Consider the following 25073-nt stretch of genomic DNA (forward strand, 5'->3'; position numbering starts at 1 on the left):
GAAAATGCAAATGCCGCAACGCAGCCTTGCGGGCTGCATTGACGAGCGGGGTTGGGGGGAGGGGCGCCCGCGGAGTGCGGGCTGAAGGTGCTGGCGCTATTTGCGCCGGGTGTTCGCAAGACCGCGAAAACCACACCAAAGCGGTGCTTCGTTACACCGTGATTTCCTGATCACGCAAAGACCGTGCCTGCGCGCGAAGATCGATGCTTCTCCGTGGAAGGCGCCGAAGCGACGGACTGGGAGAGCGATGGAGCGAGCCCGTGCTCGGAACTGGTGCGGTCGTGCACGTAGCACGTGCAATGGAGAATCAATTTGCACCCACGGCCCCCCGGTTCGGCTTGGCCGAGCGGGGGCTTCGGCAATCGCGAATGGCGCGGATGGGGCGCAGCCGGCATGCTCGACGCAACACATGCCGAACTCCGGCCATTTCAATGACGAATCCATCGACGACATCAAAACCGACCGGCGCCGGCGTGCTGGCGCGTCACCAGGCCGAGCTGGACGCGGGCCGCTTTCTCATCCAGCGCTGCGGCGCCTGCCAGCGCGCTGTGTATTTTCCGCGGGTGCTATGCCCGCACTGCGGCGCCGAAGAGCCCGCCTTGGTGGCACCTGCCGGCACGGGCTCCGTATATGCCGTGACTACTGTGCGCCGCAAGCCGGAGGCCGGGGGTGACTACAACGTGTGCATCGTCGAGCTGGACGAAGGCGTGCGCCTGATGAGCCGCGTCGAAGGCATGCCGCCGGCCGACGTGCGCATCGGCCTGCGTGTGCGGGCGCGCGTGGTGGTGCCGGCCGGCGGGAGCGGCATGGTTGTTTTCGATGCAATCACGGGAGACGCTGCATGACCACGCTGAAGCAACTGCGCGGCAGCGCCGCCATCGCCGGCGTGGCCACCTACGGCTGCGGCGAGTCGCCGGGCCACACCGACATGGAACTGCTGGCCGAGGCCGCGCGCCGCGCCGTGGCCGACGCCGGGCTGGCCATGAAGGACATCGACGGACTCTGCACCGCCAGCGCGAGCGCAACGATGTGGGCCATGCCCGTCATCGAGTACCTGGGCCTTCGCCCGACCTACATCGACAGCACGATGCTCGGCGGTTCCAGCTTCATCGCGCACCTGCTGCCGGCCATGCAGGCGCTGGCCAGCGGCCAGTGCAACGCGGTGCTCGTCTGCTACGGAAGCGCGCAGCGCACCGCCACCTTCGGGCGCAGGGAAGTGGTGGCAAGCCGCCGCTACCTCGACCCGCAGCCTTACGAAACGCCTTATGAACCGATGCAGCCGCTCTCGGCCTATGCGCTGGCCGCATCGCGCTACATGCACGAGTTCGGCACCACGCGGCGCGACCTTGCGGAGGTGGCGGTGGCCGCGCGCGCCTGGGCTCGGTTGAACCCCGAGGCGTTCATGCGCGACCCGCTCTCCATCGACGACGTGCTGGGCGCGCGCATGGTCTGCGACCCACTGACCGTGCGCGACAGCTGCCTGGTGACCGACGGCGCAGGCGCCTTCGTGCTGGTGCGCGCCGACCGTGCGCGGGACTTGCCGCGCGAGCCGGTGCATGTGCTGGGCACCGGCACGGCCGTGTGGAACCGGCAGATTTCATCGATGCACGACCTGACGACGACGGCCGCGCGCGACAGCGGGCGCGCCGCGTTTGCCATGGCCGGCCTGGCACCGAGCGACATCGACGTGGTGCAGCTGTATGACGCCTTCACCATCAACGTGCTGCTTTTCCTTGAAGACCTTGGCTTCTGCGCCAAGGGCGAGGGCGGCGCCTTCGTGCGCGGCGGTGCCATTGCGCCCGGCGGTAGGCTGCCGGTCAATACCAACGGTGGCGGGTTGTCCTGCGTGCACCCTGGCATGTACGGGATCTTCGCGTTGATCGAGGCCGTGCGGCAGCTTCGCGGAGAAGGCGGCGACCGGCAGGTGCGCAGTGCCCGCACGGCGCTGGCGCATGGCAATGGCGGTACGCTATCCAGCCAGGCCACGGCCGTGCTCGGGCTGGCGCAAACGTTGTGATGAATGAAGCGCGTCAGCCGTATTCCGCGGCCAGCTCCGTTCGTCCCACCGGCGTGATTTCTCTCACCACCGCGCATTCGTAGTCCTCGAACGAACTGCAGAGATCGAGGGGCGGAGAAATCTCCGCCTCGACGCAGCCAATCGCCTTCAGAACGGCAATGGCCTGGATCGCCTCCCGGTCCCGGATGTGCACCGGGAAACTGGCGTGCTCGAGTTCGAGCAAGTACTCAATGGGTCTGGGTGTTGCTGGCACTGTATGGAAATACTAGCCCAACAACTTCGGCTTGTGCTCAGGGTGTCACCCCAGTAGTCGTGCGGAACACGCTACAAGAGGTGTCGGAAACTCGCACCACTTTCGACCCAATGCGCGTTGGCATGGGTGCGTTGGTATCAGCGGTGCAGCGATGCGCCGATGTTCACGGCGCGCCGCTGCATGCGCTCGGCACTGCCCAGGCGCCTTCGGTGCTGGCCTACAGCGAAGCCTCGGGCCTGGGGCGGATCATGCGTGCGATACAGGACAGCGAGTTCGGCAAAGACTTCGCATCGTCGCTCTCGGTGGTTTTTACGGCGCACCACGCGGCGCTGCTCAGAACCATGGCGCTCGAAGGACGCGGCCTTGCATGGCTGCCCATGAGCCTGGTTGCGGACGACTTGCACAGCGGTGCGCTGGCCGATGCAGGCAAGGGCGCCTGGCGGGTGCCGGTGGAAATCCGGCTGTACCGCCAGGCTGCAAGCATGGCCCCTGTGGCAGAGGCTCTTCGGCAACTGGTGAGCGACGGGACACTCGCCGGTGGTTGACTGGCCGGATCCGGCAGCCCTGAGCACGGGGGCAACAAAAAAGAATCTGCCCAGCCAGAATCACGGCTGTTAAAGAGTTTGTGCCGGCTTTTCTCGAGACATCGACTTAAATCACGGATGCCGAGGGAGCACGCAGCGTCTCTTGAGGTGCAATGGCGCCTCCAACGGAGTACGTCATGAAAATTTCCGCTTGCAGCCGTACAAACGGGCCGATCACGGCGACCGTTTCCAATTGGCGCCTTGGTTCATTCAGGCAGTGGTTGGCGACCACCATGACTGCGACGGCCATGTTGCTTGGGGGCTGCGCGGGCATTGCTTCGCTGCCAGCCAACCGGTTGCTGGTCGAGAACGCGTTGGTCTTTCCGATGGATCCGGCCCGGCCCGCCCCGTTCATCGGCTATCTGCTCGTTGCATCCGATGGCACCATCGCTCGCGTAGGCGAAGGCCGGCCGGCCGCCGATCTGCGCGCGGCCCGGCGCATCGATGCACAAGGCCAATGGCTGCTTCCAGGGTTTGTCTCGGCCCACAGTCATCTATGGCAGAGCGACTTTGCCGGGATCGCATCCGACCAGAACCTGGAGGGCTGGATGGCGCAGCTCTATGGCAAGGTCACGCCCGGGCTCGACGCGGCGCAGCTGTACCGTCTGACCCGGCTGGGGGCTGAGCACCATCTGTTGAATGGAATCACCACCGCCTTCAACTTCACGGTCACGGGCGGCGACAAGACAGGGCGCGTGGATCGCTGCCAGTTGCTCGCAGCTACCCACAGCGGAATGCGAGTACTCCACGGATTCAACGTGCGCAAGATCGATGCGCAATGGACGCCTGAAGACGCGAAGGAGCGGTTGCGCGCCTTCCTGCAATGGGCTGGCGAGCAGCGCGGCAGCGGCCGCTATCTGGGAACCGTCATTGCCGGCGCCGGCATGTACTACGACGACCCGGCCCAGACACGTACCGAAGCCGGGCTGATGCAAGCCTTTGGCCTGGACAACCAGCAGCATTACCTCGAAGCACCGGGGCTGGTGAGTGCCGAACGCGCACGCTACCGGTGGCTCAAGGAGTTCGGGGTTGTAGGCCCTAAGCTGGTCTACGGGCACTTCGTGCATCCCACGCCGGACATGGTGTTCGAAGCAGCACAGGCAGGCGCCGGCATGAGCTGGAATCCGTTGTCCAACGGTCGCCTGGGTTCGGGAACGCCCGACATTCCGGCCTACCGCGCACAAGGCCTGCGCATTGGCATGGGCGTTGACGGTGAAGCCAGCGCGGATCGCGCGGACCCCTTCGAGAACATGCGCGCCGGCCTGTATCAGATCCGCGCCAACCGCCAGAGCGCCTCGGTCTTGAGTGCGTTCGATGTGCTGCGCATGCACACGCTGGGCAGCGCGGAAGTGCTGGGTGTCGACGGCGTGGTTGGCAGTCTCGCAGAAGGCAAGAAAGCGGATTTCCTGCTGGTCGACGCAAAAGGTTTCCAGCCCTACAAGGACCCGTACGCGGCACTGGTGTTTGCGGCGGGGGTTGAAAACATCAACGGCGTCTTCGTCGATGGAGAGCAGGTGGCGGCGCAACGCCGTCTGGCCGGTGTGGCAGCCACTCCGGATGCCGCGCCATGCGATGCAGGAAAACAGCCCTGAATCGGCGGCCTCTACCGGGCGGCTATTCCAGCGTGAACCCGATCTTCAGCGGCACTTGCCAATGCGCGATGAGCCGGTCAGTTCGAGCGACTTGTCAACGTGATTCGACATGTCTCTGCTCCTTGTGAGTGGCGGCCGCACATCGCAATCAGTGCGCGCGGCGGCAGCTAGATTTTTCTGCCGCCGCGCGGATCGCCGGGCCCGGCTCAGGCCACCGGCGAGATGAACGAGATCAACCGTCCCATGCGGGCGATGAAGTTCGATGTGACGATGAACTGCGGCTTTTCGCGCTTCACATACGGCTCGATCTCCGGCGGTGCATCGGCCGGATACGGCGAGGTGTCGTAGATATCGCCCACGTGGCGGCTGCGGTACGCCGTGCCGGTGTACGGCGTCGTCGGGCCGTTGCCGCGGTACGGGTTCACGATCTCGGGCACGGGCGCGGTCCAGTAGTTGCCGTCCACCAGCGCGGCCAGGATCGTCTGCACTTCCGATTCGGGCACCGCCGGGGTCTTCAGCACCGCGCCCTCGAACAGGTCCGGAAAGTCCACTTCGCGCACGGCGGCAAAGTACTTTGGCAGGGCGCGGGGCGCGGTGGCCCGCAGCGGCGACTTGGCGACCATGGCATCGATCTGCGGCTGCGTCATCGCGTTGAGTTCGTCCAGGCGCTTTTGCAGCGCGGCGGCATTCACCGATCGGCCAGACGAATAGTGGCTGACCGTGTTGGTGATGTCCTTGTCGAAAAAGTACGCGCCGTTGTGGATGTTGGAGCCGTAGCGGTGAACGAAGAGCGGCTCGTTCGTGTCGAGCTCGATGAACGTGGCCACGTTGCGCCCCGCGAGCAGCGGGTTGATGGTCGCGACATCGGCCGGAAGCTGAATGGACGGCGACTTCAGCCAGTCGATCGCCTTCTGCAGTTGCGACAGGTACTTCTTGTCGCCGGTGAGCGTGAAGTAGCCGAGCAGCTGCTGGATGTTGGTCTGCGTGGTGTGCGTGGCCAGCGAGCGCGGCTCGTAGGAGCGCGCACCGGCCGGAGCGCCCGCCGGGCGGCCATTGGTTTCGCGCGACAGGTGCTGAAGGCTCCAGCCCGATTGCAGCGGCAGCACCCCCGAGGTCCACTGCATGCGCTGCATGCAGTCCATCGCCCGGATGATGTTGGCCACCAGGTCGGTGCGGCCCAGCGTCATCACGCACATGGTCAGGAACTTGATGTTCTCGCCCATGACGTCGTCGTTGAAGGTGACGTGCAGCGTGTAGTCGCTGTCTTCCATGCCCGCGCGAGCGCCCGCGGGCAACTGCTGCGGGTTGGGCAAGGGCATCGACGTGATCGCGTTCGGGTTGTGCGGAAAGCGCTGCGGCCAGCCGCCGTCCGCAATGCCGAATTGGGGGCCGAACTGCGCATCGGTGATGAACTTGATCGCCTTTTCGGTCGCGGCCTGGTAGACCGGGTCTTTCTTCTCCAGGTACATGCGCAGCATCAGCTGCGATGCGACGGCGGTGGTGGCGTCGTCGAAGGTGGCGTTGCCGTAATAGTGCTGGAACTCTTCCAGGCGCCAGCCGTTCATGCCCACCGTTTCGTACCAGTGCTGCAGCGATGCCTCGCCGGCGAAGTCGTAGATGTAGTTCCAGCCGCCCGAGCTGTGCTGGGCCGCGGCAACTGCCTTGGCCGTGCGGTCCGCCGCCTGGTAGAAGCGCTCGTCGCCGGTTGCGTGATAGGCGTCGAGGTAGATATGGCCGATGGAAGAAGTGCCCGGCGGCTGCAGCCACAGCATCGTGCGCTTGGCCTCCATTTCCCCGAATGTCTGCGTGAGGTCTGGCGAGTACGACCACACATAGCCCCCCTTGTAGGAGACCACTTCGTCCATGTAGCTTGCCGCGCGCTTGAGTCCTGCCGCGGCGGTGGCTTGCGGCGTTGGCGCGGGAGGGGGAGCAGGGGGCGGTGGTGCTGGCGGAAGAGGAATCGGGAAGGTCGGCCCATCGTTGCCGCCGCCGCCACAGGCGGCCAGCGCGACGGGAGACAGGACCGAAATTGCAAACTGTCGGCGTTTCATGGCATTTCCCTTTATTGATCGAATGTCCGGGGTCGGTCGGGCAGCGTCATCAGATGTCATACGACATCAGTTGTCTTATGACGCAGCGCGCGGATTATTCGAGCAGCTTCAATGCCGCGTCAATCGGGAGTTGCGAAGAAATTCGCTTCAAAGTATCACCAGTAGTTACACAGTTGTAGGACAACGTATGAGTTGATGGGTAGGGCTGCGAACGAATGCCGGCCGGGGTTGGCGCCGTTGCGTCGGCAGTGCCAATCCCGTAGGCTGACTCTCAGCGTTCACACGCGGTGCCCGAGCCTGTGCAGGCCGCCGGGCCGGCCTTCCGGACGCCAAGGAGTCCACGCCATGCCAAGCCGATCGAACGGCCTCGCGGCCGATATGGAAGCAGTGCGAACGCTGGCGCTCGTCGGGCCCGCCGCCGCGGGCAAGAGCTCCCTTGCCGAGGCCCTGCTGCACAAGGCGGGTGCCATTGGCGCGTGCGGCAGCATCGAGCGCGGCAGCACCGTCAGCGACCATGACCCGCTCGAGCGCCGCATGCTGCATTCGCTCAACGCATCGGTAATGCACCTCAAGCACGCCGGCACGCGCATCCACTTCATCGACACGCCCGGCGGCCCCGACTTTCTCGGCCAGAGCCTGCCGGCGCTGGAAGCGGTCGAAACTGCGGCGGTGGTCATCAACGCCGCCACCGGCATCGAGCCGATGGCGGTGCGCATGATGGAGTACGCGGCCTCGCGCCACCTTGCGCGCATGATCATCGTCAACAAGATCGACTCGCAGGGCGTTTCGCTGCAGGGCCTGCTGGCCGATATCCAGGCAGCCTTCGGCCGCGAATGCCTGCCGCTCAACCTGCCCGACGGCGTCAACAGGCAGGTGGTCGACTGTTTCTTCAACCGCTTCGGGCGCTCCGACTTCGGCCCCGTCGAAGCGGCGCACCGCGCGCTGGTGGAGCAGGTGGTCGAGGTCGATGCGGCCTTTGTCGACCGCTACCTCGAAGAGGGCGACGTGGACCCGGCGGAGCTGCACGCCCCGCTCGAACAGGCGCTGCGCGAGGGCCACCTGATACCGGTGTGCTTCGTCTCGTCGCGCAGCGGCGCCGGCGTGGCCGAGCTGTTGGACGTGATCGTCAAGCTGCTGCCCGACCCGACCGAAGGCAATCCGCCGGAGTTTCTGCTTGGCGAGGGCGCGGAGGCCAGGCCAATGGAAGTCCGGCCCGATCCTTCGCTGCACGTGCTGGCGCATGTGTTCAAGGTCACGGTCGACCCCTACGTTGGCAAGATGGGCATCTTTCGCGTGCACCAGGGCACGCTCACGCGCGACAGCCAGCTCTACATCGGCGACGGCCGCAAGCCCTTCAAGGTGGGGCACCTGTTCATGCTGCAGGGCAAAGACCATGTGGAGGTGTCGCACGCGGTGCCGGGCGACATCGTGGCGGTGGCCAAGGTCGACGAGATTCATTTCGATGCCGTGCTGCACGACGCCGCGGACGACAGCCACGTTCATCTCGCGCCGCTCGCGTTTCCGGTGCCGGTGCATGGCCTGGCGGTCGAGCCCAAGCGCCATGGCGACGAACAGCGCGCCTGGGAAATCCTCGGCAAGCTCGCGGCCGAGGACCCGTGCCTTCGCATCGAGCATGTGGCCGCCACCAACGAGACGGTGCTCTACGGACTGGGCGAGCTTCACCTGCGCATCGTGCTCGAGCGCTTGCGCGAGGTGTACCGCTTCGAGGTCCAGACCCGGCCGCCGCGCATTGCCTACCGCGAGACCGTGACCGCGCCGGCCGAGGGCCACCACCGCCACAAGAAGCAGACCGGCGGCGCGGGCCAGTTCGGCGAGGTCTTCCTGCGCATCGAGCCGCTGCCGCGCGGCGCCGGCTTTCAGTTTGCGGACGAAGTCAGGGGCGGCGCCATTCCGGGCCAGTTCATTCCCGCGGTGGAGAAAGGCGTGCGCGAGGTGCTGGCGAGCGGTGCGATTGCGGGCTACCCAGTCGTCGATGTGCGCGTGGTGGTGTGCGACGGCAAGCACCACAGCGTCGACAGCAAGGACATCGCCTTTGCGACCGCCGGCCGCAAGGCCTTCATGGCCGCGATCCGCGAGGCCCGGCCCGTGGTGGTCGAGCCGATCGTGCAGATAGGAATCGACGTGCCCGAGCATTCCGTCGGCGATGTCACGAGCGACTTGTCCGCGCGGCGCGGCGTGGTCACCGGTACGTCCGACGTCGGCGCCGGCACCGTGAGCGTCGGCGGCCATGTGCCCATGGCCGAACTGGCCAACTACCAGTCAAGGCTCAATGCAATGACCAGCGGCCAGGGCCGATACACCATCGCGTTGTCGCACTACGAAGCCGTGCCGCCGGGGGTTCAGCAGACGCTGATGGGGCAGTACCGGGGGCACGAGGAGGAGTAGCAGGACGCCGGACCCGGCCGTTGCTAGTCCTGTGTGCGGTAGCCCAGCAGCTCGCTGGCCGCGCGGGCTTCTTTCCGAACCGCGGTGGCAATGGGGCCGTCGACGGCGGGATCGAATCCACCTGTCGCTCCCAATGCCGTCAGCACCGCGCACACGCGGCCCGCATAGTCGTAGACCGGCGCCGCCACGGCGCTGATGCCGCGCAGGTAGGTGTCTTTCACGCTCGCGCAATGCGCCTTCTGCACGTCGCGGCGCAGCTGTCCGATGGGGTCGGCCGCGTCGAGCGTGGCACGCATGTCTTCAGGCGAATCGGCGAGTTCCTGCTCGGCGAGCGCGAGCACCCGCGACTCATCGAGCAAGCCCAGGAACGCGCGGCCCGTGGCCGACCAGAGGATCGACATCACCGAGCCGGCGCGCACGTTCACCGTAACGGGCAGGCCTGGCTCCTCGAAGCGCACGATGGTCGGCCCCTTGTTGCCCATGACGGCGACGAAGCAAGTGACCTCCAGCGATTCACGCAGCCTGACCAGGCAGGGCTCGGCCGCGCGAATGGGGTCGGCCTGGCGCATCGCGGCCAAGCCGATCTGGATGGCCTCGGTACCCAGGTAGTAGTGCTGCGAGACAGCATCCTGCAGCACCAGGCCTTCTTCCATCAGGCTGGCAAGGTAGCGGTGCACCTTGGCCGGGCTTTCGGCGACATGGGCCGAGAGGGCCGTGAGGCTGCTGCGGCCGCCCAGGTGGGCGAGGCCCTTGAGCACCGCCATGCCCGTTTCGGCCGATTGCACGCGCTGGCGGCGCTCGCGGGTAGTGGGAGGAAGAGAGGAGGGCTCCAGGGCTTTGGTCATGTGCGCTTGATGTTAGTTGCTGGGGCGCAGTGGTAAGGGGAGCGTTCGGATGCAGGGTTAGCCCTGAAAGTACATCATTACGCAATGCGTATGATATTTACGCAATACGAAACTACACTAACTGGAGCCTCCCCCATGAAAAACCGTCTTGTCCGGTGCCTTGCTGCTCTTTCCCTCCTTGCCGCGGCCGGCGCCAGTGCCCAGACCTTCCCGGCCAAGCCGATCCGCTGGCTCGTTCCTTACGCGGCAGGTGGCGGCTCCGATTTTTTGGCGCGCACGGTGGCGCAGACACTCTCCACCCAGGTGGGCCAGCCGGTGCTGGTGGACAACAAGCCCGGCGGCAACACCGCGCTGGCCGCGTCTGAAACGGCACGCGCACCGGCCGATGGCTACACCGTGCTGTCGGCCGACAACGGCACGCTGGTGTTCAATCCGGCGCTCTACAAGTCGCTCTCGTACAGCCCCACGAAGGACCTCGCACCCGTCACGCTGATGGGCAAGTTCCCGATGATCCTGGTGGTTGGCGCCAATTCCGGCATTGCCACGGCCAAGGACTTCATCGCCAAGGCCAAGGCCAAGCCGGGCGACGTGAGCTACGCCTCGGCAGGCGCGGGCAGCCCGCATCACCTGGCGATGGAACTGCTCAAGGTAGAGGCCGGCCTGTTCATGGTTCACGTGCCGTACCGCGGTGCCGCGCCGGCGCTGGCCGACGTGGTGGGCGGACAGCTGCCGGCCATGATGGTCGACCTGGCGGCCGGTGCCGGCTTCATCAAGGGCGGCAAGGTCCGTGCGCTGGCGGTGGCCAACCCCACGCGCCTGCCGCAACTGCCCGATGTGCCCACCTTCGCCGAGCTCGGCTACAAGAACGTCGAAGCCGCGGCGCTGGTCGGCGTGGTGGTGCCCTCGGCCACGCCGCCCGAGGTGGTGAACACGCTCAATCGCCAACTGGTGGCGGCGATCAACGAGCCCTCGGTGCGCACGCGCATGGTCGATTTCGGCGTCGAGCCGGTGGCCAACACGCCCGCGCAATATGCCGCGCTGCTCAAGAGCGAGACGGCGCGCTGGCACAAGCTGATTCGCGACCTGAAGATCACGCTCGACTGACAAGACCGGGGAGCACCGCCCATGTCAGATACCGCCAATCCTTCGCGCTCATCCGGCTGTCCTGTCGCGCACGGGCCGCTGTCGGCAGAGCGCACGCCCACCGGCTGCCCCGTGAGCGCGCGCGCCGCCGAGTTCGACCCCTTCGAGGACGGCTACCAGCAGGACCCTCCCGAGTACGTGCGCTGGGCGCGTGAGAAGGAGCCGATCTTTTACAGCCCCAAGCTCGGCTATTGGGTGATCACTCGCTACGACGACATCAAGGCGGTGTTTCGCGACAACATCACCTTCAGCCCCTCGAATGCGCTGGAGAAAATCACGCCGACGAGCGACGAGGCCAATGCCGTGCTCGCCTCCTATGGCTTTGCGCTGAACCGCACGCTCGTGAACGAGGACGAGCCCGCCCACATGCCGCGCCGCCGCGTGTTGATGGACCCGTTCACGCCCGAGGCGCTCAAGCACCACGAGCCGATGGTGCGCGAGTTGGCCTGCACCTATGTCGACCGCTTCATCGACGACGGCAAGGCCGACCTCGTGGACCAGATGCTGTGGGAAATTCCGCTGACGGTGGCGCTGCATTTCCTTGGCGTGCCCGAGGAAGACATGGACCAGCTCCGCAAATACTCGATTGCGCACACCGTCAACACCTGGGGCCGGCCCAAGCCGGAGGAGCAAGTGGCCGTGGCGCATGCAGTGGGCAATTTCTGGCAGTACGCCGGCAAGGTGCTCGAGAAGATGCGGCAAGACCCCGACGCGCCCGGCTGGATGCAGTACGGCATCCGCAAGCAGAAGCAGCACCCCGAGGTGGTGACCGATTCGTACCTGCACTCGATGATGATGGCGGGCATTGTGGCCGCGCACGAAACCACCGCCAATGCCACCGCCAACGCGGTGAAGCTGCTGCTGCAGCACCCCAAGGTGTGGCAGGAGCTGTGCGAAGACCCGGGGCTCATTCCCAACGCAGTGGAAGAGTGCCTGCGGCACAACGGATCGGTGGCCGCGTGGCGGCGCCTCGTCACCAGGGACACGCAGGTAGGCGGCGTGGACCTGCCGGCGGGATCGCGGCTGCTGATCGTCACCTCGTCAGCCAACCACGACGAGGCGCACTTTGCCGATGCCGACCTGTTCGACATCCGCCGCGAGAACGCGAGCGACCACCTGACCTTCGGCTACGGGTCGCACCAGTGCATGGGCAAGAACCTTGCGCGCATGGAGATGCAGGTCTTCCTCTCGGAGTTCACACGGCGGATGCCGCACATGCGGCTTGCGCAGCAGCGCTTCACCTATGTGCCGAACACCTCGTTCCGCGGACCCGAGCACCTGTGGGTCGAGTGGGATCCTGCCGCCAACCCCGAGCGCCGGAACCCGGCGCTCCGCGAGGCGCAGTTGCCGGTGCGCGTCGGCGAGACTTCGCGGCATGCCGTGTCGCGGCCTGTGGTGGTGGAGCGCGTCACGCGCGTGGCCGAGGGCGTGGTCAAGCTGCGCCTGGTGTCGCCCGACGGCAAGCCGCTACCGCGCTGGACCGCGGGTTCGCACATCGACGTGGAGTGCGGCTCGTCCGAGCTGTCGCGCCAGTACTCTCTTTGCGGCGACCCGGACGAACCCGGCGTACTGGAGATTGCGGTGCTGCACGAGCCCGAGGGCCGCGGTGGCTCGGCCTGGGTGCACACGCAGGTGAAGGCCGGCGACCGGCTGCGCATCCGTGGGCCTCGCAATCACTTCCGCCTCGACGAGTCGCTGAAGAAGGCGATCTTCATCGCGGGCGGCATCGGCATCACGCCCGTGAACGCAATGGCGCGCCGCGCGAAGGCGCTGGGCATCGATTACGAGCTGCACTACAGCGGCCGCAGCCGCAAGCACATGGCCTTTCTGGACGAGCTTGCGGCGTTGCACGGCGAACGGCTGCGCGTCTATGCGGGCGACGAAGGCCGGCGCTGCGATCTGCCGTCGCTGCTCGCCGAACCGGTGCCTGGTGCCCAGGTCTATGCCTGCGGTCCGCTGCGGATGCTCCAGGCGCTCGAGGGCTGCTGCGCCGCATGGCCCGAAGGCGCCTTGCGCGTCGAGCATTTCGAATCGACGCTGGCCACGCTCGACCCTTCGAAGGAGCATGCGTTCGAAGTCGAGCTGAAGGATTCAGGCCTGGTCGTCACCGTGCCGCCGGACCAGACACTGCTGTCCGCCTTGCGCGCGGCCAACGTCGATGTGCAGAGCGACTGCGAGGAGGGCCTTTGCGGTTCGTGCGAAGTGCGGGTGCTGTCCGGCAAGGTGGACCATCGCGACATGGTGCTGACCCGGCCTGAGCGAGAGGCCAACACGCGGATGATGGCCTGCTGTTCGCGTGCGTGCGAGGGGCGGTTGGTGCTGGAGCTGTAGGCAAGAGATCGGCCAGGCATTCAACCAGGTTGTTCCAGTTGGCATTGGCTACCATCGGCCGATGCTGCACCCCCCGTTTTCGTCAGAGCAACCCAGAGGACGCGCCCGTTGAAGCGGCTCGGCGCTTCGGTCGCGAAACTGCTCTGGCGTGTGCTGGCGCTGGTGCTGGTCGCGCTCGGCCTGCTCGGCGTCTTTCTCCCCGTTCTGCCGACGGTACCTTTTCTGCTTGCCGCCGCCTGGGCTGGCGGACACGGCTGGCCTGCCTTGGAGCAGTGGCTTGTCGGGCACCCGCGCTATGGCAAGTACATCCGGCAATGGCGGGAGGGAGGCTGCGTACCACGCCGCGCAAAGTGGGCGGCCAGCTGGATGATGGCCTTCAGTTCGGCCCTGCTGCTGGCCACCAGCGCCCACATCGCCGTGAAGATCGGCGCGCCGCTGCTCATGGCCGCGGTTGCCATCTGGCTATGGAGGCGGCCGGAGCCGTGAGGTTGCCCTCAGTTCCGTTCCGATAGCTGCTCCAGGATGGCCGGGTTCTCCAGCGTCGATGTGTCCTGGGTGATGGCCTCGCCCTTGGCCACCGACCGAAGCAGCCGGCGCATGATCTTGCCGCTGCGCGTCTTGGGCAGGTTGTCGCCAAAGCGGATGTCCTTGGGCTTGGCGATGGGGCCGATCTCCTTGGCAACCCAGTTGCGCAGTTCGTTGGCGATCTTCTTCGCTTCGTCTCCGGTGGGGCGCGAGCGTTTCAGCACGACGAAGGCGCAGATCGCCTCGCCCGTGGTGTCGTCGGGCCGGCCGACCACCGCGGCTTCGGCCACCAGCGCGGTGCAAGACACCAGCGCCGATTCGATTTCCATCGTGCCCATGCGGTGGCCCGAGACGTTGAGCACATCGTCGATGCGGCCCGTGATCGTGAAGTACCCGGTCTTCGCATCGCGGATGGCGCCATCGCCCGCGAGGTAGTAGCCCTTGAGTTCCGGAGGGTAGTAGCTCGCCTTGAAGCGTTCCGGGTCGCCCCAGATCGTGCGGATCATGCTCGGCCAGGGCTTTTTCACAACCAGGATGCCGCCCTGGCCGTTGGGCACATCGGCACCGGTCTCGTCGACGATGGCCGCAGCAATGCCGGGGAAGGGCAGGGTGCACGAGCCCGGCACCAGCGGCGTGGCGCCGGGCAGCGGCGTGATCATGTGGCCACCCGTCTCCGTTTGCCAGAAGGTGTCGACGACGGGGCAACGGTCGCCGCCGACATGCTGGTGAAACCACTCCCACGCGGCCGGGTTGATGGGCTCGCCGACCGAGCCCAGGATGCGCAGGCTCGACAGGTCGTAGCGCTTGGGGTGCACGGCCTCGTTGGCCTCGGCCGCCTTGATCAGCGAGCGGATGGCCGTCGGTGCGGTGTAGAACACGCTCACCTTGTGGTCCTGGATCATCTTCCAGAAGCGGCCGGCGTCCGGGTATGTGGGTACGCCCTCGAACAGGACTTCGGTGGCGCCCAGCGCCAGCGGGCCGTAGGCGATGTAGGTATGGCCCGTAACCCAGCCGATATCGGCGGTGCACCAGAACACGTCGTCCGGCTTCAGGTCGAAGGTCCACTGGGTCGTGAGCACAGCATGCAGCAGGTAGCCGCCACTGGAATGCTGCACGCCCTTGGGCTTGCCGGTCGATCCCGAGGTGTAGAGCACGAACAGCGGATGCTCGGCGCCCACCCATTCGGGCTCGCAGGTCTCCGGCTGCGCTTGCGTTTCTTCGTGCAGCCAGCGGTCGCGCGACGGAGCCCATCCGATCGGGCCGCCGGTGCGCCGATAGACGATGACGTTCTTCACGCTCTCGCAGCCGCCCAGTGCGATGGCCTCATCGACGATGGCCTTGAGCGGAAGCTGCTTGCCGCCGCGCACCTGTTCGTCGGCGGTGATGACCATCACCGCACCGGCGTCCTGGATGCGGTCGCGCAGGCTCTGCGCCGAGAAGCCGCCGAACACCACCGAATGCGTGGCGCCGATGCGCGCGCAGGCCTGCATGGCGACCACGCCCTCGATGCTCATCGACATGTAGATGACGACGCGGTCGCCTTTCTTCACGCCGCGCGCCTTCAGCGCATTGGCCATGCGGCAGGTGCGCGCGAGCAGATCGCGATAGCTGACGCGGGTGACCTGGCCGTCGTCGGCCTCGAAGACGATGGCGGTCTTGCCGCCCAGGCCGCGCTCCACCTGGCGGTCGAGGCAGTTGTAGGACACGTTGAGCGTGCCGTCCTCGAACCACTTGAAGAAAGGGGCCTGGCTGTCGTCGAGCCCTTGGGTGAACGGGGTTTTCCAGCTCAGGAACTCGCGCGCAAGGCGCGACCAGTAGCCGCTGTAGTCGGCCTCCGCGTCGGCCACCAGCTTGTCGTACGCGGCCATGCCGTACACGTGGGCATCCTTTATCTCCGGGGTGGGAATGAAAGGGGTTGTCGGTTCTTGGGTGCTCACGATGGATCTCCTGTTGTTCGATTCAAAGACGCCGAGCCGACTGGTTCATCGGTCCGCATGGCTGTTCAACCAGGCTGCAATGGCCGCGGCGCTGCGGAAGTCGTCGCAGGCGCGTGCCGGAACGGTGGAATAGCGCTGGTTCCACATGCGCGCCAGCGCCTGGCCCGGCCCCACTTCCAGCACGCAGCGCACCTGCCGCGCCATGATGTTTTCCATGCATTCGTCCCAGCGAACCGTCTGCGCGATCTGGGCGGCCAATGCCGTGCGCGCGGAGTTCGCATCGCGCATGCGGTCCCCCGTGTTGCTGAACAGCACGACGCGGGGCGCGCGAAAAGGCACCTGCGCGAGGGTCTGAAAAAAGCTCTTTGCCGCCTCGCGCATCCAGGGTGTGTGGGAGGCGACGTTGACCCGCAGGCGCGTGCACTGGGCACCGGCTGCCATGGCCGTGCGCTCGGCCTCCTCCAGCGCGGCAATCGGGCCGCCGAGAACCACGCTGGCATTGCCGTTGCGAATGGCGAGCTCGAGTCCCGCTTCGATACGCAACCGATCGAGGTGCTGCTCCGGCAGGCCGCTGACAGCCAGCAAGCCACCGGGCGCATGCGCGGCGCAACGGTCCATTGCCTCGGCCCGCTGCGGCGCAAGCACTGCCGCCGCGCCGGAATCGATGACGCCGGCCGCGCTGAAGGCGGCCAGCTCGCCGACGCTGTAGCCGGCCACCGCGGCCGGCGGCGGTACCAGGGGCGCGAGCTGCCCCCAGGCTGCCAACGCAAGGCTCGTCAGGAGCAATTGGGCATTGCTGTTCCGTTCGGCCCATTCCGGATCGGCGAGCGCACCGCGCCAGTCGTCGATGCCAAGCTGCGCGCACATGCCGCGCACGACGGCGTCGTCCGCCAGCCAGGGAAGCATGGCAGGGTGCTGGGTGCCCTGGCCGGAAAAGAGCAGCGCGTAGCTCATGGGGCCGGACACACGCGCTGGAGCCAGCAGGCGGCGGCGAGCGTGTCGGCCGCGCCGCCGGGCGACAGCCGCTGCCGCACGAAATCGTCTGCAATGGCCTGCGCGTCCCGGAGCCCTTGGGGCCGTGCGATGCCTCCCCGATCCAGAAAGCGTTGGGCCGCGCGTTGGGCGCCGCGCAGGCCCGCAAGACCGCCGCGGTGCGCCAGGTTGCTGTCGTCCAGCACCGCGATGATGTGGAACAAGGCATCGAGCCGGGCCTGGCGAGCCGTGAGGCCACGGGCCAGCGCGCGCTGCAATGCCGGCAGGGCTGTTTCGAACAGCACCGGGAAACCCAACGCCGCCTCTTCGGATGCGCTGCGCAGGCCGTGGCGCCGCGCAGCGATGCCACCGGGCAATGCGGACGGCCTCTGGCTGCGTCTGGCCAGCGCATCGCCCCAGTGGCGGCGCAGCGCATCACGCAAGCCGGCCGGGTGCAATGCGCCGCCTTGCTCCCGCAGCGCGGCACCTGCCGCCGCGCACAGCAGGCCGAGCATGAAAATGGCGCCGCGGTGCGTGTTGACGCCGCCGGTGGCGGCCAGCATGCGCGCCTCGGCCGCAATGCCATGCCGTTCAAGCACCGGAAAATCCGCGCCTTCCGCGCCGGCCTCGGCAATCTGCACGAAGTAGCGGCGCAGCGAGAACAGGCTGCGCATGAAGGTGTGCGCGTCCATGTCGTCGTGGCTGCCGCGGTCGATCAACGTGACCAGGCCGGGCTTGGGCGAAAGGGCGAGTTCGTCGTAGAGCGCGAGCGTGGCGGCGCGCCCGATCGTCTGTGGTGTGAGTGGCGCTTGCGGCTGCAGCGGAAGCGCTGAGTTTTTCATGCGGGCAGCTCCGTCATTTGGACATGCTCGCACCACGCGGTATCGCGTTGCAGGCTCACGCGATCGAGCCGCTTGACCAGCACGGCCCGTGCACGTCCGGCGCGCCACTCGTTCCATTCACGCCATGCCACCGCCGAGCCGTCGTTGAACAGGAGTTCGCCGTCCAGCCGCGGCCGTGGCGCCTCGAACGACGCAAGCGCCTGAACCACAGCATCCGCATGCGCCGCGCCCTCGACGGTGACCGACAGATCGAGATCGGAGGCCGCGTGCACGTGATCGAGGCCGCTGATCGCCTGCCAGCCGTAGCTGCCGAAAATGCGTGCCGCCGCGTGGCGTTCGTCGAGTCTGCCGAGCAGTTCGCGGATCGCGCCTTGTGCTGGCGGTGGCAGCAGCTCGTGCACGTCACCCAGCCGCGGGAACTCGTCGAGGCCAAGCACCGCGGCGTGTGGTACCTGCAGTGCAAGCCGGCGCTTGTCCCAGCGCGCGGGCGCCGGCAAGCCGAGCGCGATTCGCTCGCCGGCAGCGGAATCGGCTGGCTGCCGCGTCACGACCAGCGGCAGTTGATGCGAAGCCCAATGCGCGAGGCATTCGCGTGCCTGCTCGTCCCATGGCCGGCCCAGCACGGCGGCCCAGCCGCTGGTGGAAAGCCGGGCGAGTTGATGGCGGCGCAGCGGAGCCATGGCGGTCTTGCCTGTTCAGACGGCTGTCAGGCCGCGTCCAGCACGCGCCGCACGACAGCGGCGGCCATGCGGCGTCCGCCGCGTTCGGCGCCGTCCCGCGCACGTTGGTCTTCCGTCGGCGTGTGCGCCAGCGCCTCGCGCAGGCAGGCCTGCAAGTCGCCCTGCCAGAGCGCGCGCACGCCGCCCATCGCCACATAGTTCTGCACGCCGGGTGCGAACACCGGGTTGGACTGCGACAGGGCAGTGAGCTTTTCTTCCGGCAACTTGGTCACGCGCGCCATGGCGGGGATGCGCATCACGCGGATCTCGGCCTCGGGCAGCGCGTAGCAGGCGTCGGCAATCAACCCCGAGGTGATGAAGCCGCCGGACAGCGCCTGGTCGTACACCAGGCCGATCACGCGGTGGCCGCGGCGCCGCGCCAGGTCGATGCTCGCACCGAGGTGCGCCATCGCACGGTTGATACCGAGCAGTTCGTCGCGCCGGCGCAGTTGCTGGCCCTGGGTGTCGATCAGGAGCAGGATTGGCCGGCCCGGGTGCTGCGTGACGGTGTCCAGCACCACGCGGGCTTGCGCCAGCGCGAGCCGCACCCCGATCGGTGCATGGTTCGTGGTGCCGATCACCGCAACAGGCTCGCCGTCGAAGATGACTTCGCCTTGCAGAAAGTCGCCGCCTTCGCGCATGCCGTGGTACGGGCCGAAGAGCTGGGTGACGAGTGAATTCCACTGCATGGAGTGCTCCTCTCTGTCTTGTCAAACGGTGCGCAGCGCGCGGACGGCATCCACCGAGAGCTCGGGTACCTGCTGCGCATCGGGAATGCCGAGCGCGGTCCAGAGCAGGGTTGCTTCGTCGCTGTCAGTGGAGTTGGTGGTGCCGGTGGAGGGCAGGGCATGCAAGCGCTCCGTGAGCAGCACGTGCTCCTGTTCCAGCGCAGCCAAGGTCAATGGTTTCGAACCGGATAGCGCCGCAATGGCCGCCGCGCGAAAAGCAGCAACATCGTCTTCCACCAGCGCATCGCAGTCGCCAGTGAGCCAGCGGTGCTTGCCGCCGGTGGTGCGCCAGACCAGCGCGCGGTCGCGCGAGTCGAATTCGTCCACGCCGTGCGAAGCCTCGATCACCTCCGGGCCCGACATCGCGAGCCGGCCGACGTCGCTCATCACGATGTGGTCGGCGCAGCGCGCGACGATGCCCATGCCGCCGAAGCAGCCGTTGGCGCCGCCGATCAGCACGATCACCGGCATGCCGGCGGCGCGCACGTCGAGCAGGGCGCGCATCACTTCCGATACCGCGATGAGCCCGGCGTTGGCCTCGTGCAAGCGCACGCCGCCTGATTCGGCCAGCAGCAGCACCGCCGCCGGCCGGTCGCGCAGCGCGCGCTGCAGCAGGCCGACCAGCTTGGCGCCGTGCACCTCGCCCACGCCGCCGCCCATGAACGCGCCTTCCTGCGCGGCCACGAACACGCTGTGGCCATCGAGCATCGCGCGGCCGACCGCCACGCCGTCGTCGAATGCACACGGCACGCCAAGCTGCGCCAGGTGCGGGCTGGTGACCCGCTCGCTCGGAGGCAGCCATTCATGAAAACTGCCGGCGTCGAGCAGCAGCGCCAGCCGCTCGCGCGCCGAGCATTCGGCATAGCTGATCATGGCCGGCCTCCTGCGATCTCGGCCACCGCCTGGTCGAGCCGCAGGCTCACCACCGCGGGCGTGGCGCCCATGTCGTTGATCGACACGCGCACGCCGGCCAGCGGATGGCGGGCATGGAAGTCGTTCATCACGGCCTGCCAGATGGGGCCGAAGCCGCGCGCCGAGGTTTCGACACGTACGGCGCAGCCGTTGCCGGCGTCTGGCTCGAGCATGACTTCGAGGTTGCCGGAACCGACGACGCCGACCAGCACCGGCGCAAAGGCACCGGCCTGGCGGCCGCCGGAGAAAGAAAAGTCCAGGGTTTCGAGCCCTGCGGGAACGTCGCTCATCGTTGAATCTCCTGCTACCAGTTTCTGAAACGCTTGGGCGGCTGGTACAGCCCGCCGGAGGCGCGCACCAGGTCGCGCATGTTGCGTGCGGCCAGCAGGTTGCGGGTGGCTTGGCGGGGGTCGATGCCCAGGTCCTGCGGTCGGCGGATCACGCCGCGGTCGCGCAGGTTCTCGACTGCGCGCCTGTCGCGCGCCAGGCCCACCGCGGTATAGCCGGCCACGCCGCGAATCGCCTGCTCGCGCTCCTCATCGCTGCGGCACAGCAGCAGGTTGGCAATGCCTTCCTCGGTGAGGATGTGCGAGACGTCGTCGCCGTAGATCATGATCGGCGGCAGTTCCATGCCGGCCTGCTCCTGCAGGGTCCATGCATCGAGCCGGTCGACGAAGGCCGGCTGCATGTGCTCGCGGAAGGTCTCCACCATCTGCACCACCAGCTTTTGCCCGCGCGGCGTGCCGGCTGCGCCCGTGCGCCCGGCGCGCGCTTCCCGCCCCGCCTTGAGCCAGGCCGGGCTCGAATGCCGGCGTCCGCGTGCGTCGGCGCCCATGTTGGGCGCACCACCAAAGCCGGCAATGCGGCCCAGCGTGGCGGTCGAGCTGTTGCCGTCCAGATCGACCTGCAAGGTCGAGCCGATGAACATGTCGCAGGCGTAATGGCCGGCCGCCTGGCAGAACGCCCGGTTGCTGCGCAGGCTGCCGTCTGGGCCGGTGAAGAACACGTCGGAGCGCGCGCGAATGTAGTCTTCCATGCCCAGCTCGGAGCCGAAGGAATGCACCGATTCGACCCAGCCCGCCTCGATGGCAGGGATCAGCGCCGGATGCGGGTTCAGCGCCCAGTGCTTGCCGATCTTGCCCTTCAAGCCGAGCGACTCGGCATAGGTCGGCAGCAGCAGCTCGATGGCCGCGGTGTCGAAGCCGATGCCGTGGTTCAGGCGCTGCACGCCGTACTCGCCGTAGATGCCCTTGATGGCCATCATCGCCATCAGGATCTGGACTTCGCTGATCTGCGCCGGGTCGCGCGTGAACAGCGGCTCGATGAAATTGGGTCTCGGTGCCTTCACCACGAAGCTCACCCAGTCGGCGGGAATGTCGATGCGCGGCAGCGTGGTCGTCTTGCCATCGACCATTTCGTTGACCTGCGCAATCACGATGCCGCCCGAGAACGCCGTGGCCTCGACGATGGCCGGCGTGTCTTCGGTGTTGGGGCCGGTGTAGAGATTGCCTTCCGCATCGGCCGCCTGCGCGGCGACCAGCGCCACCTTGGGCGTCAGGTCGACGAAATAGCGCGCGAACAGTTCCAGGTAGGTGTGGATGGCGCCGATCTCGATGCGCCCGGCGGACACGAGCTTGGCCAACCGCGCACCCTGAGGCCCCGAAAAGCTGAAGTCCAGCCGCGCAGCCACGCCGTTCTCGAAAACGTCCAGATGCTCCGGCAGCGCCAGCACCGACTGCACCATGTGCAGCCCATGCACCTTGGCCGGATCGACCTGGACCAGGGCGCGCGCGAGGAAGTCGGCCTGCTTCTGGTTGTTGCCTTCCAGGCAGACGCGGTCGCCGGGCGAGAGCACCGCCTCGAGCAGGGTGGCGATGGCTTCGGTGTCGACGCGCTTGCCGGCGAGCCGGTTTCCGAGTGCATCGGCCGCGCGCGCCAACCGCATGCTGCGGTCGTCGGCCTTGGAGGTCCAGGATCTGGAGATCATAGGAAGAGGAGTTGAAGTTCGATCGAAAACGGCGGCGCCCTCACAGCACCACGAAGAGCAGCCACACCACCACCGGCGCCACCAGCGTCACGATGGCGCCGTACACCATCAGCTGCCGGAAGAACACGTCCCGGTCCACGCCCTTGGCGTTGGCAAGCACCAGCGCGCCGTTGGTGGAGAAAGGGCTCACGTCGACGATGGTCGAGGAGACGGCCATTGCCGCGATGAAGCCGATGGCACTCACACCCGTGTCGCCCTGCAGGAATGGCACCGCCAGCGGAATCAGCGAGCCGAGCACGGCGGTCGACGAGGCGAAGGCCGAGACCACGGCGCCGACGAAGCACAGCAGCAGCGCGGCGATCATGGGCGAGGTGAGTCCGGCCACGCTATGGCCGACGAAGTCGATGGTGCCCATCTTGTCCATCACGCCCACGTAGGTGCTGACGCCCACGATCAGCATGATCTCCGGCCACGACACCTGTCCCAGCGCGCGCTTTTGCAGGTTGGGCGCCATCAGCGTCAGCACGAGGCCGATGCTGATCGAGACGAAGCCGATGTCCTGCTTGAAGAACAGCGTCAGCACGGCGAGCGCAAGCAGTCCGGCCACGGTGGCGATGCGGTAGGCATGCGAGCCAGGTTGCGCGGCTTCGGCGCGCGATGATTCCATCAGGGAGTTTTCCGCCCGCGCCGCGATGCGCCGCTCTTCGGGAAACGATTCGCCCTCGGCATCGCCATACACCTGCGCGCCGCTTTGCCCATGCGACACGCGCTGCACGACTGGGGCGCTGCCGTCGGCATTCGCTCGCTGCCGCAGCAGCTTCATGCCGCCCATCAGGAAGAACAGCAGCAGCGACACCGACAGGTTGACCCCGAGGCTTGCCAGCATGGTGGCAACCTCGTTCAGCGGCAGGCCGGCCTTGGCGACGATCTTGTTGGTGATGCCGCCGTAGATGCTGATCGGCGAGAAGCCGCCCCCTTGAGCGCCGTGCACGACCATCAAACCCATGAGCAGCGGGTTGATGCCGTACTTGGCGGCAAAGCCGAGCGCGATAGGCGCAATGATGGCCACCGCCGCCGGGCTGACCGCGCCCACCGCCGTGAGCAGCGCGGCAATGAGAAACATGATCCAGGGAATGGCGGCAATGCGCCCGCGCACCGCGCGCACCGCCAGCCTGACCAGCCAATCGATGGTGCCGTTGTTCTGCGCCAGCGCGAACAGATAGGTGATGCCCACCAGCGTGAGAAACAGGTCGGCCGGAAAGCCGCCCATGATCGCCTTCGTGTTCATGCCGGCCACCAGCGTGCCGACCAGGAACGCGCCGACGAAGGCGATCACGCCCATGTTGATGGGCAGCACGGTGGCCAGCACGAACATGCCGACCAGCGTGTAAATCGAAATCCAATGTGAACTCATCGATGCGTCTCCGGTGTTTTAGGTACGACGCACATGGCACCACGCGTCTGGGTCCGTACGGTACGCACCCCCTCCGGGACGATCAATGAAGCGGCGTTGCCGACCTTTACGCCTTGTGAAACGATCGAGGGTTAACCCTGATCGGTCGGATGTTTAACCCTCAGCGGAGTTCAGCTCTTGCCAGGCGGCACACCGACAGCAACGCCAGCAGGTTCGGGTCGCGCTCGCGCGTGCGCAGGAAGTTGAGCGCGATGGTCTGGCGCATCAAGTACCGGGGTTGCAGCGGAATCAGCTGCACCTTCTGCGGCATCACGCCGCGCACTCGCCCCGGCAGCAGCGTGTAGCCGACCCCGCCGCTCACCAGGTTCATCAACGAGAAGATGTCGTCGGTCTTCATCACCACGTTGGGCGTGAAGCCGGCGATGCGGAAGGTTTCGACAAACCCACGGTAGGTGACGAAACCTTCGCTCAGGCTCACGAAGCGCTCGCCGGCGCAGTTGCTCAGGTCGATTTCGCTCAGGGCGGAGTAGGGGGAGCCTACGGGTGCGGCAAACTGGATGTCGTCTTCGAACAGCGGTTCCGACTCGACGTCGGAAACATCTTCGGGAATGGCCATGAGCGCGGCGTCGATGGCGCCGTCCCGCAGCTTCTGCAGCAGGTGCGCGTTGGAGCCGAGCACGAGCTCGGTGTGCAGGTCGGGCTTGCGCAGCTTCATGCCCATGATCAGCTGCGGCACCGTGCGGCTGGTCAGGGAATAGAGCGAACCGATGCGGATCCGGTCGGCCGAGTAGCCGGCAACTTCCCGCGTGGCGCGAACGCCTTCGGACATGGTGCGAAGCACATCGCGCGCTACCTCGGCCAGCGCATGGGCGGCTTCGGTCGGGTGCAGGTTGCGGCCTTCGTGCCGGAACAGGGCGCAGCGCAAGCCGGTTTCCAGCGAATGCAGGGCGCGGTGCACGCTCACGGCGCTGATGTCGAGCTTTTCCGCCGCGCGGGCCAGATTGCCGGCTTCCATGAAGGCCAGCAGGATCTCGAGCTTGCGGAAAGTGATTTCTTCGTCGACGTGGAGGAGCATGGGCGGCCTGCGGATGACACCGGATCGTACCCCTGGGGATCATGGACGGCATCGGCTTCAGATTGCGACATTGGCTGACAGCCAGCCGGTGCCGCGAGGTACAGCGTCCCAACATGGCCAACAAGGTCGACCGCTACCAGCCCATGCTGCTCGACGAACGCCCGCTCGACCTCGACGAGCCGGGGTGGATCTACGAACTGAAGTTGAACGGCTATCGGGTGCTGGCCGAGTTCGACGGCGCCGTGCAGCTGCGCACGCGCAACGGCACCGACGCCACCACGTGGTTTCCGGAGATCACGCAAAGCCTGGGCAAGCTGAGAAGCGGGCAGTGCGTGGTGGACGGCGAGGTTTGCGTGTTCGACCAGGTGGGCCGCAGCGACTTCAGCCAGCTGCAGGATCGTGGGGCTCGGGGCCGCTACCCGGGTGGCCCGAACGTCGTCTACTGCGTCTTCGATCTGCTGGTGCACCGCAGCGTCGACATCACGCAGCAGCCATTGCTCGAGCGCAAGGCCGCGCTCGCCGGGATCTTCAAGAAGAGGCCGCGGCCGTACATCATGTACGTCGATCACTTCGAATCGGGCGCTGCCCAGCTCTTTGCCGATGTCGTGATCCCGATGAAACTGGAAGGCCTGGTGGCCAAGCGCGCGGGCAGCGTCTACCAGCCCGGCGTCCGGTCGAGCGATTGGGTGAAAGTCAAACGAAGCGCCGTCCCGTCGGGGCGGGTTGCGCGAACTTGACTC

General features: G+C 66.8%; 21 protein-coding genes and 1 pseudogene. 9 read left to right on the forward strand and 13 right to left on the reverse strand.

Going from position 1 to position 25073, the window contains the following annotated elements:
- Window positions 1-431 precede the first annotated feature (431 nt).
- Window positions 432-845 carry a Zn-ribbon domain-containing OB-fold protein gene (locus tag EJI00_RS23535; RefSeq protein ID WP_126749896.1) on the forward strand — a complete coding sequence of 138 codons (414 nt, stop codon included), beginning with the start codon at window positions 432-434 and terminating at the stop codon, window positions 843-845.
- Complete coding sequence (locus EJI00_RS23540) at window positions 842-2017, forward strand: thiolase (RefSeq protein WP_126749897.1); 1176 nt, start codon at window positions 842-844, stop codon at window positions 2015-2017. Before EJI00_RS23535 ends, EJI00_RS23540 begins: the two co-directional genes overlap by 4 nt.
- A gap of 13 nt (window positions 2018-2030) precedes the next feature.
- Here the strand turns inward: EJI00_RS23540 and EJI00_RS23545 are convergent, their stop codons facing one another.
- On the reverse strand, window positions 2031-2240 hold the full coding sequence (locus tag EJI00_RS23545) for a hypothetical protein (RefSeq protein WP_126749898.1): 210 nt from the start codon (window positions 2238-2240) through the stop codon (window positions 2031-2033).
- 188 nt (window positions 2241-2428) lie between these two features.
- Between EJI00_RS23545 and EJI00_RS23550 the strand changes: the two are divergent.
- Both EJI00_RS23550 and EJI00_RS23555 read left to right on the forward strand, forming a co-directional pair.
- A pseudogene (locus tag EJI00_RS23550) lies at window positions 2429-2815 on the forward strand (LysR substrate-binding domain-containing protein); the annotation flags it as partial.
- Between the two features lie 176 nt (window positions 2816-2991).
- Window positions 2992-4446 carry an amidohydrolase family protein gene (locus EJI00_RS23555; RefSeq protein WP_126749899.1) on the forward strand — a complete coding sequence of 485 codons (1455 nt, stop codon included), beginning with the start codon at window positions 2992-2994 and terminating at the stop codon, window positions 4444-4446.
- 206 nt (window positions 4447-4652) lie between these two features.
- On the opposite strand, the gene EJI00_RS23560 is transcribed toward EJI00_RS23555, so the two are convergent.
- The gene (locus EJI00_RS23560; protein ID WP_126749900.1) at window positions 4653-6497 is read right to left on the reverse strand and encodes a pectate lyase; all 1845 of its coding nucleotides are present in this window, start codon (window positions 6495-6497) and stop codon (window positions 4653-4655) included.
- Between the two features lie 345 nt (window positions 6498-6842).
- Here EJI00_RS23560 and fusA point away from each other — a divergent pair, with 345 nt between their 5' ends.
- The gene (fusA, locus tag EJI00_RS23565; RefSeq protein WP_126749901.1) at window positions 6843-8903 is read left to right on the forward strand and encodes an elongation factor G; all 2061 of its coding nucleotides are present in this window, start codon (window positions 6843-6845) and stop codon (window positions 8901-8903) included.
- Window positions 8904-8926: 23 nt separating this feature from the next.
- Here fusA and EJI00_RS23570 read toward each other — a convergent pair whose 3' ends face one another.
- Window positions 8927-9748, reverse strand: coding sequence for an IclR family transcriptional regulator (locus tag EJI00_RS23570; protein ID WP_126749902.1), 822 nt, complete (start codon window positions 9746-9748; stop codon window positions 8927-8929).
- A gap of 135 nt (window positions 9749-9883) precedes the next feature.
- Here EJI00_RS23570 and EJI00_RS23575 point away from each other — a divergent pair, with 135 nt between their 5' ends.
- The 3 genes from EJI00_RS23575 (at window position 9884) to EJI00_RS23585 (ending at window position 13708) form a co-directional block, all read left to right on the forward strand.
- Window positions 9884-10852, forward strand: a complete 969-nt coding sequence (locus EJI00_RS23575; RefSeq protein ID WP_126749903.1) for a Bug family tripartite tricarboxylate transporter substrate binding protein — start codon at window positions 9884-9886, stop codon at window positions 10850-10852.
- 21 nt (window positions 10853-10873) lie between these two features.
- Entirely contained in the window at window positions 10874-13222 is a 2349-nt protein-coding gene (locus EJI00_RS23580; protein WP_126749904.1) for a cytochrome P450/oxidoreductase, read from the forward strand.
- A 108-nt stretch (window positions 13223-13330) separates the two neighbouring features.
- Window positions 13331-13708 carry a YbaN family protein gene (locus EJI00_RS23585; RefSeq protein ID WP_126749905.1) on the forward strand — a complete coding sequence of 126 codons (378 nt, stop codon included), beginning with the start codon at window positions 13331-13333 and terminating at the stop codon, window positions 13706-13708.
- Window positions 13709-13716: 8 nt separating this feature from the next.
- Here the strand turns inward: EJI00_RS23585 and acs are convergent, their stop codons facing one another.
- From acs to EJI00_RS23635, 10 genes are all read right to left on the reverse strand, one after another.
- Complete coding sequence (acs, locus tag EJI00_RS23590; protein ID WP_260590829.1) at window positions 13717-15615, reverse strand: acetate--CoA ligase; 1899 nt, start codon at window positions 15613-15615, stop codon at window positions 13717-13719.
- Window positions 15616-15729: 114 nt separating this feature from the next.
- Entirely contained in the window at window positions 15730-16638 is a 909-nt protein-coding gene (locus tag EJI00_RS23595; RefSeq protein ID WP_126749907.1) for an ACP S-malonyltransferase, read from the reverse strand.
- Complete coding sequence (gene mdcB / locus EJI00_RS23600) at window positions 16635-17498, reverse strand: triphosphoribosyl-dephospho-CoA synthase MdcB (protein WP_126749908.1); 864 nt, start codon at window positions 17496-17498, stop codon at window positions 16635-16637. Before mdcB ends, EJI00_RS23595 begins: the two co-directional genes overlap by 4 nt.
- Complete coding sequence (mdcG, locus tag EJI00_RS23605; protein ID WP_126749909.1) at window positions 17495-18178, reverse strand: malonate decarboxylase holo-[acyl-carrier-protein] synthase; 684 nt, start codon at window positions 18176-18178, stop codon at window positions 17495-17497. Before mdcG ends, mdcB begins: the two co-directional genes overlap by 4 nt.
- 26 nt (window positions 18179-18204) lie before the next feature.
- Window positions 18205-18906, reverse strand: coding sequence for a biotin-independent malonate decarboxylase subunit gamma (gene mdcE, locus EJI00_RS23610; protein WP_126749910.1), 702 nt, complete (start codon window positions 18904-18906; stop codon window positions 18205-18207).
- A 21-nt stretch (window positions 18907-18927) separates the two neighbouring features.
- Complete coding sequence (locus EJI00_RS23615; protein WP_126749911.1) at window positions 18928-19818, reverse strand: biotin-independent malonate decarboxylase subunit beta; 891 nt, start codon at window positions 19816-19818, stop codon at window positions 18928-18930.
- The gene (gene mdcC / locus EJI00_RS23620) at window positions 19815-20147 is read right to left on the reverse strand and encodes a malonate decarboxylase acyl carrier protein (protein WP_126749912.1); all 333 of its coding nucleotides are present in this window, start codon (window positions 20145-20147) and stop codon (window positions 19815-19817) included. Before mdcC ends, EJI00_RS23615 begins: the two co-directional genes overlap by 4 nt.
- A 14-nt stretch (window positions 20148-20161) precedes the next feature.
- Window positions 20162-21844, reverse strand: coding sequence for a malonate decarboxylase subunit alpha (gene mdcA / locus EJI00_RS23625; protein WP_126749913.1), 1683 nt, complete (start codon window positions 21842-21844; stop codon window positions 20162-20164).
- A gap of 40 nt (window positions 21845-21884) precedes the next feature.
- Window positions 21885-23258, reverse strand: coding sequence for an SLC13 family permease (locus EJI00_RS23630; protein WP_126749914.1), 1374 nt, complete (start codon window positions 23256-23258; stop codon window positions 21885-21887).
- 160 nt (window positions 23259-23418) lie between these two features.
- Entirely contained in the window at window positions 23419-24333 is a 915-nt protein-coding gene (locus EJI00_RS23635) for a LysR family transcriptional regulator (RefSeq protein ID WP_126749915.1), read from the reverse strand.
- A 113-nt stretch (window positions 24334-24446) separates the two neighbouring features.
- On the opposite strand from EJI00_RS23635, the gene EJI00_RS23640 reads away from it, so the two are divergent.
- Window positions 24447-25070, forward strand: a complete 624-nt coding sequence (locus tag EJI00_RS23640) for a hypothetical protein (protein WP_260590824.1) — start codon at window positions 24447-24449, stop codon at window positions 25068-25070.
- Window positions 25071-25073: the final 3 nt, after the last annotated feature.

Source organism: Variovorax sp. DXTD-1 (assembly GCF_003984625.1).
Lineage (GTDB): Bacteria > Pseudomonadota > Gammaproteobacteria > Burkholderiales > Burkholderiaceae_C > Variovorax.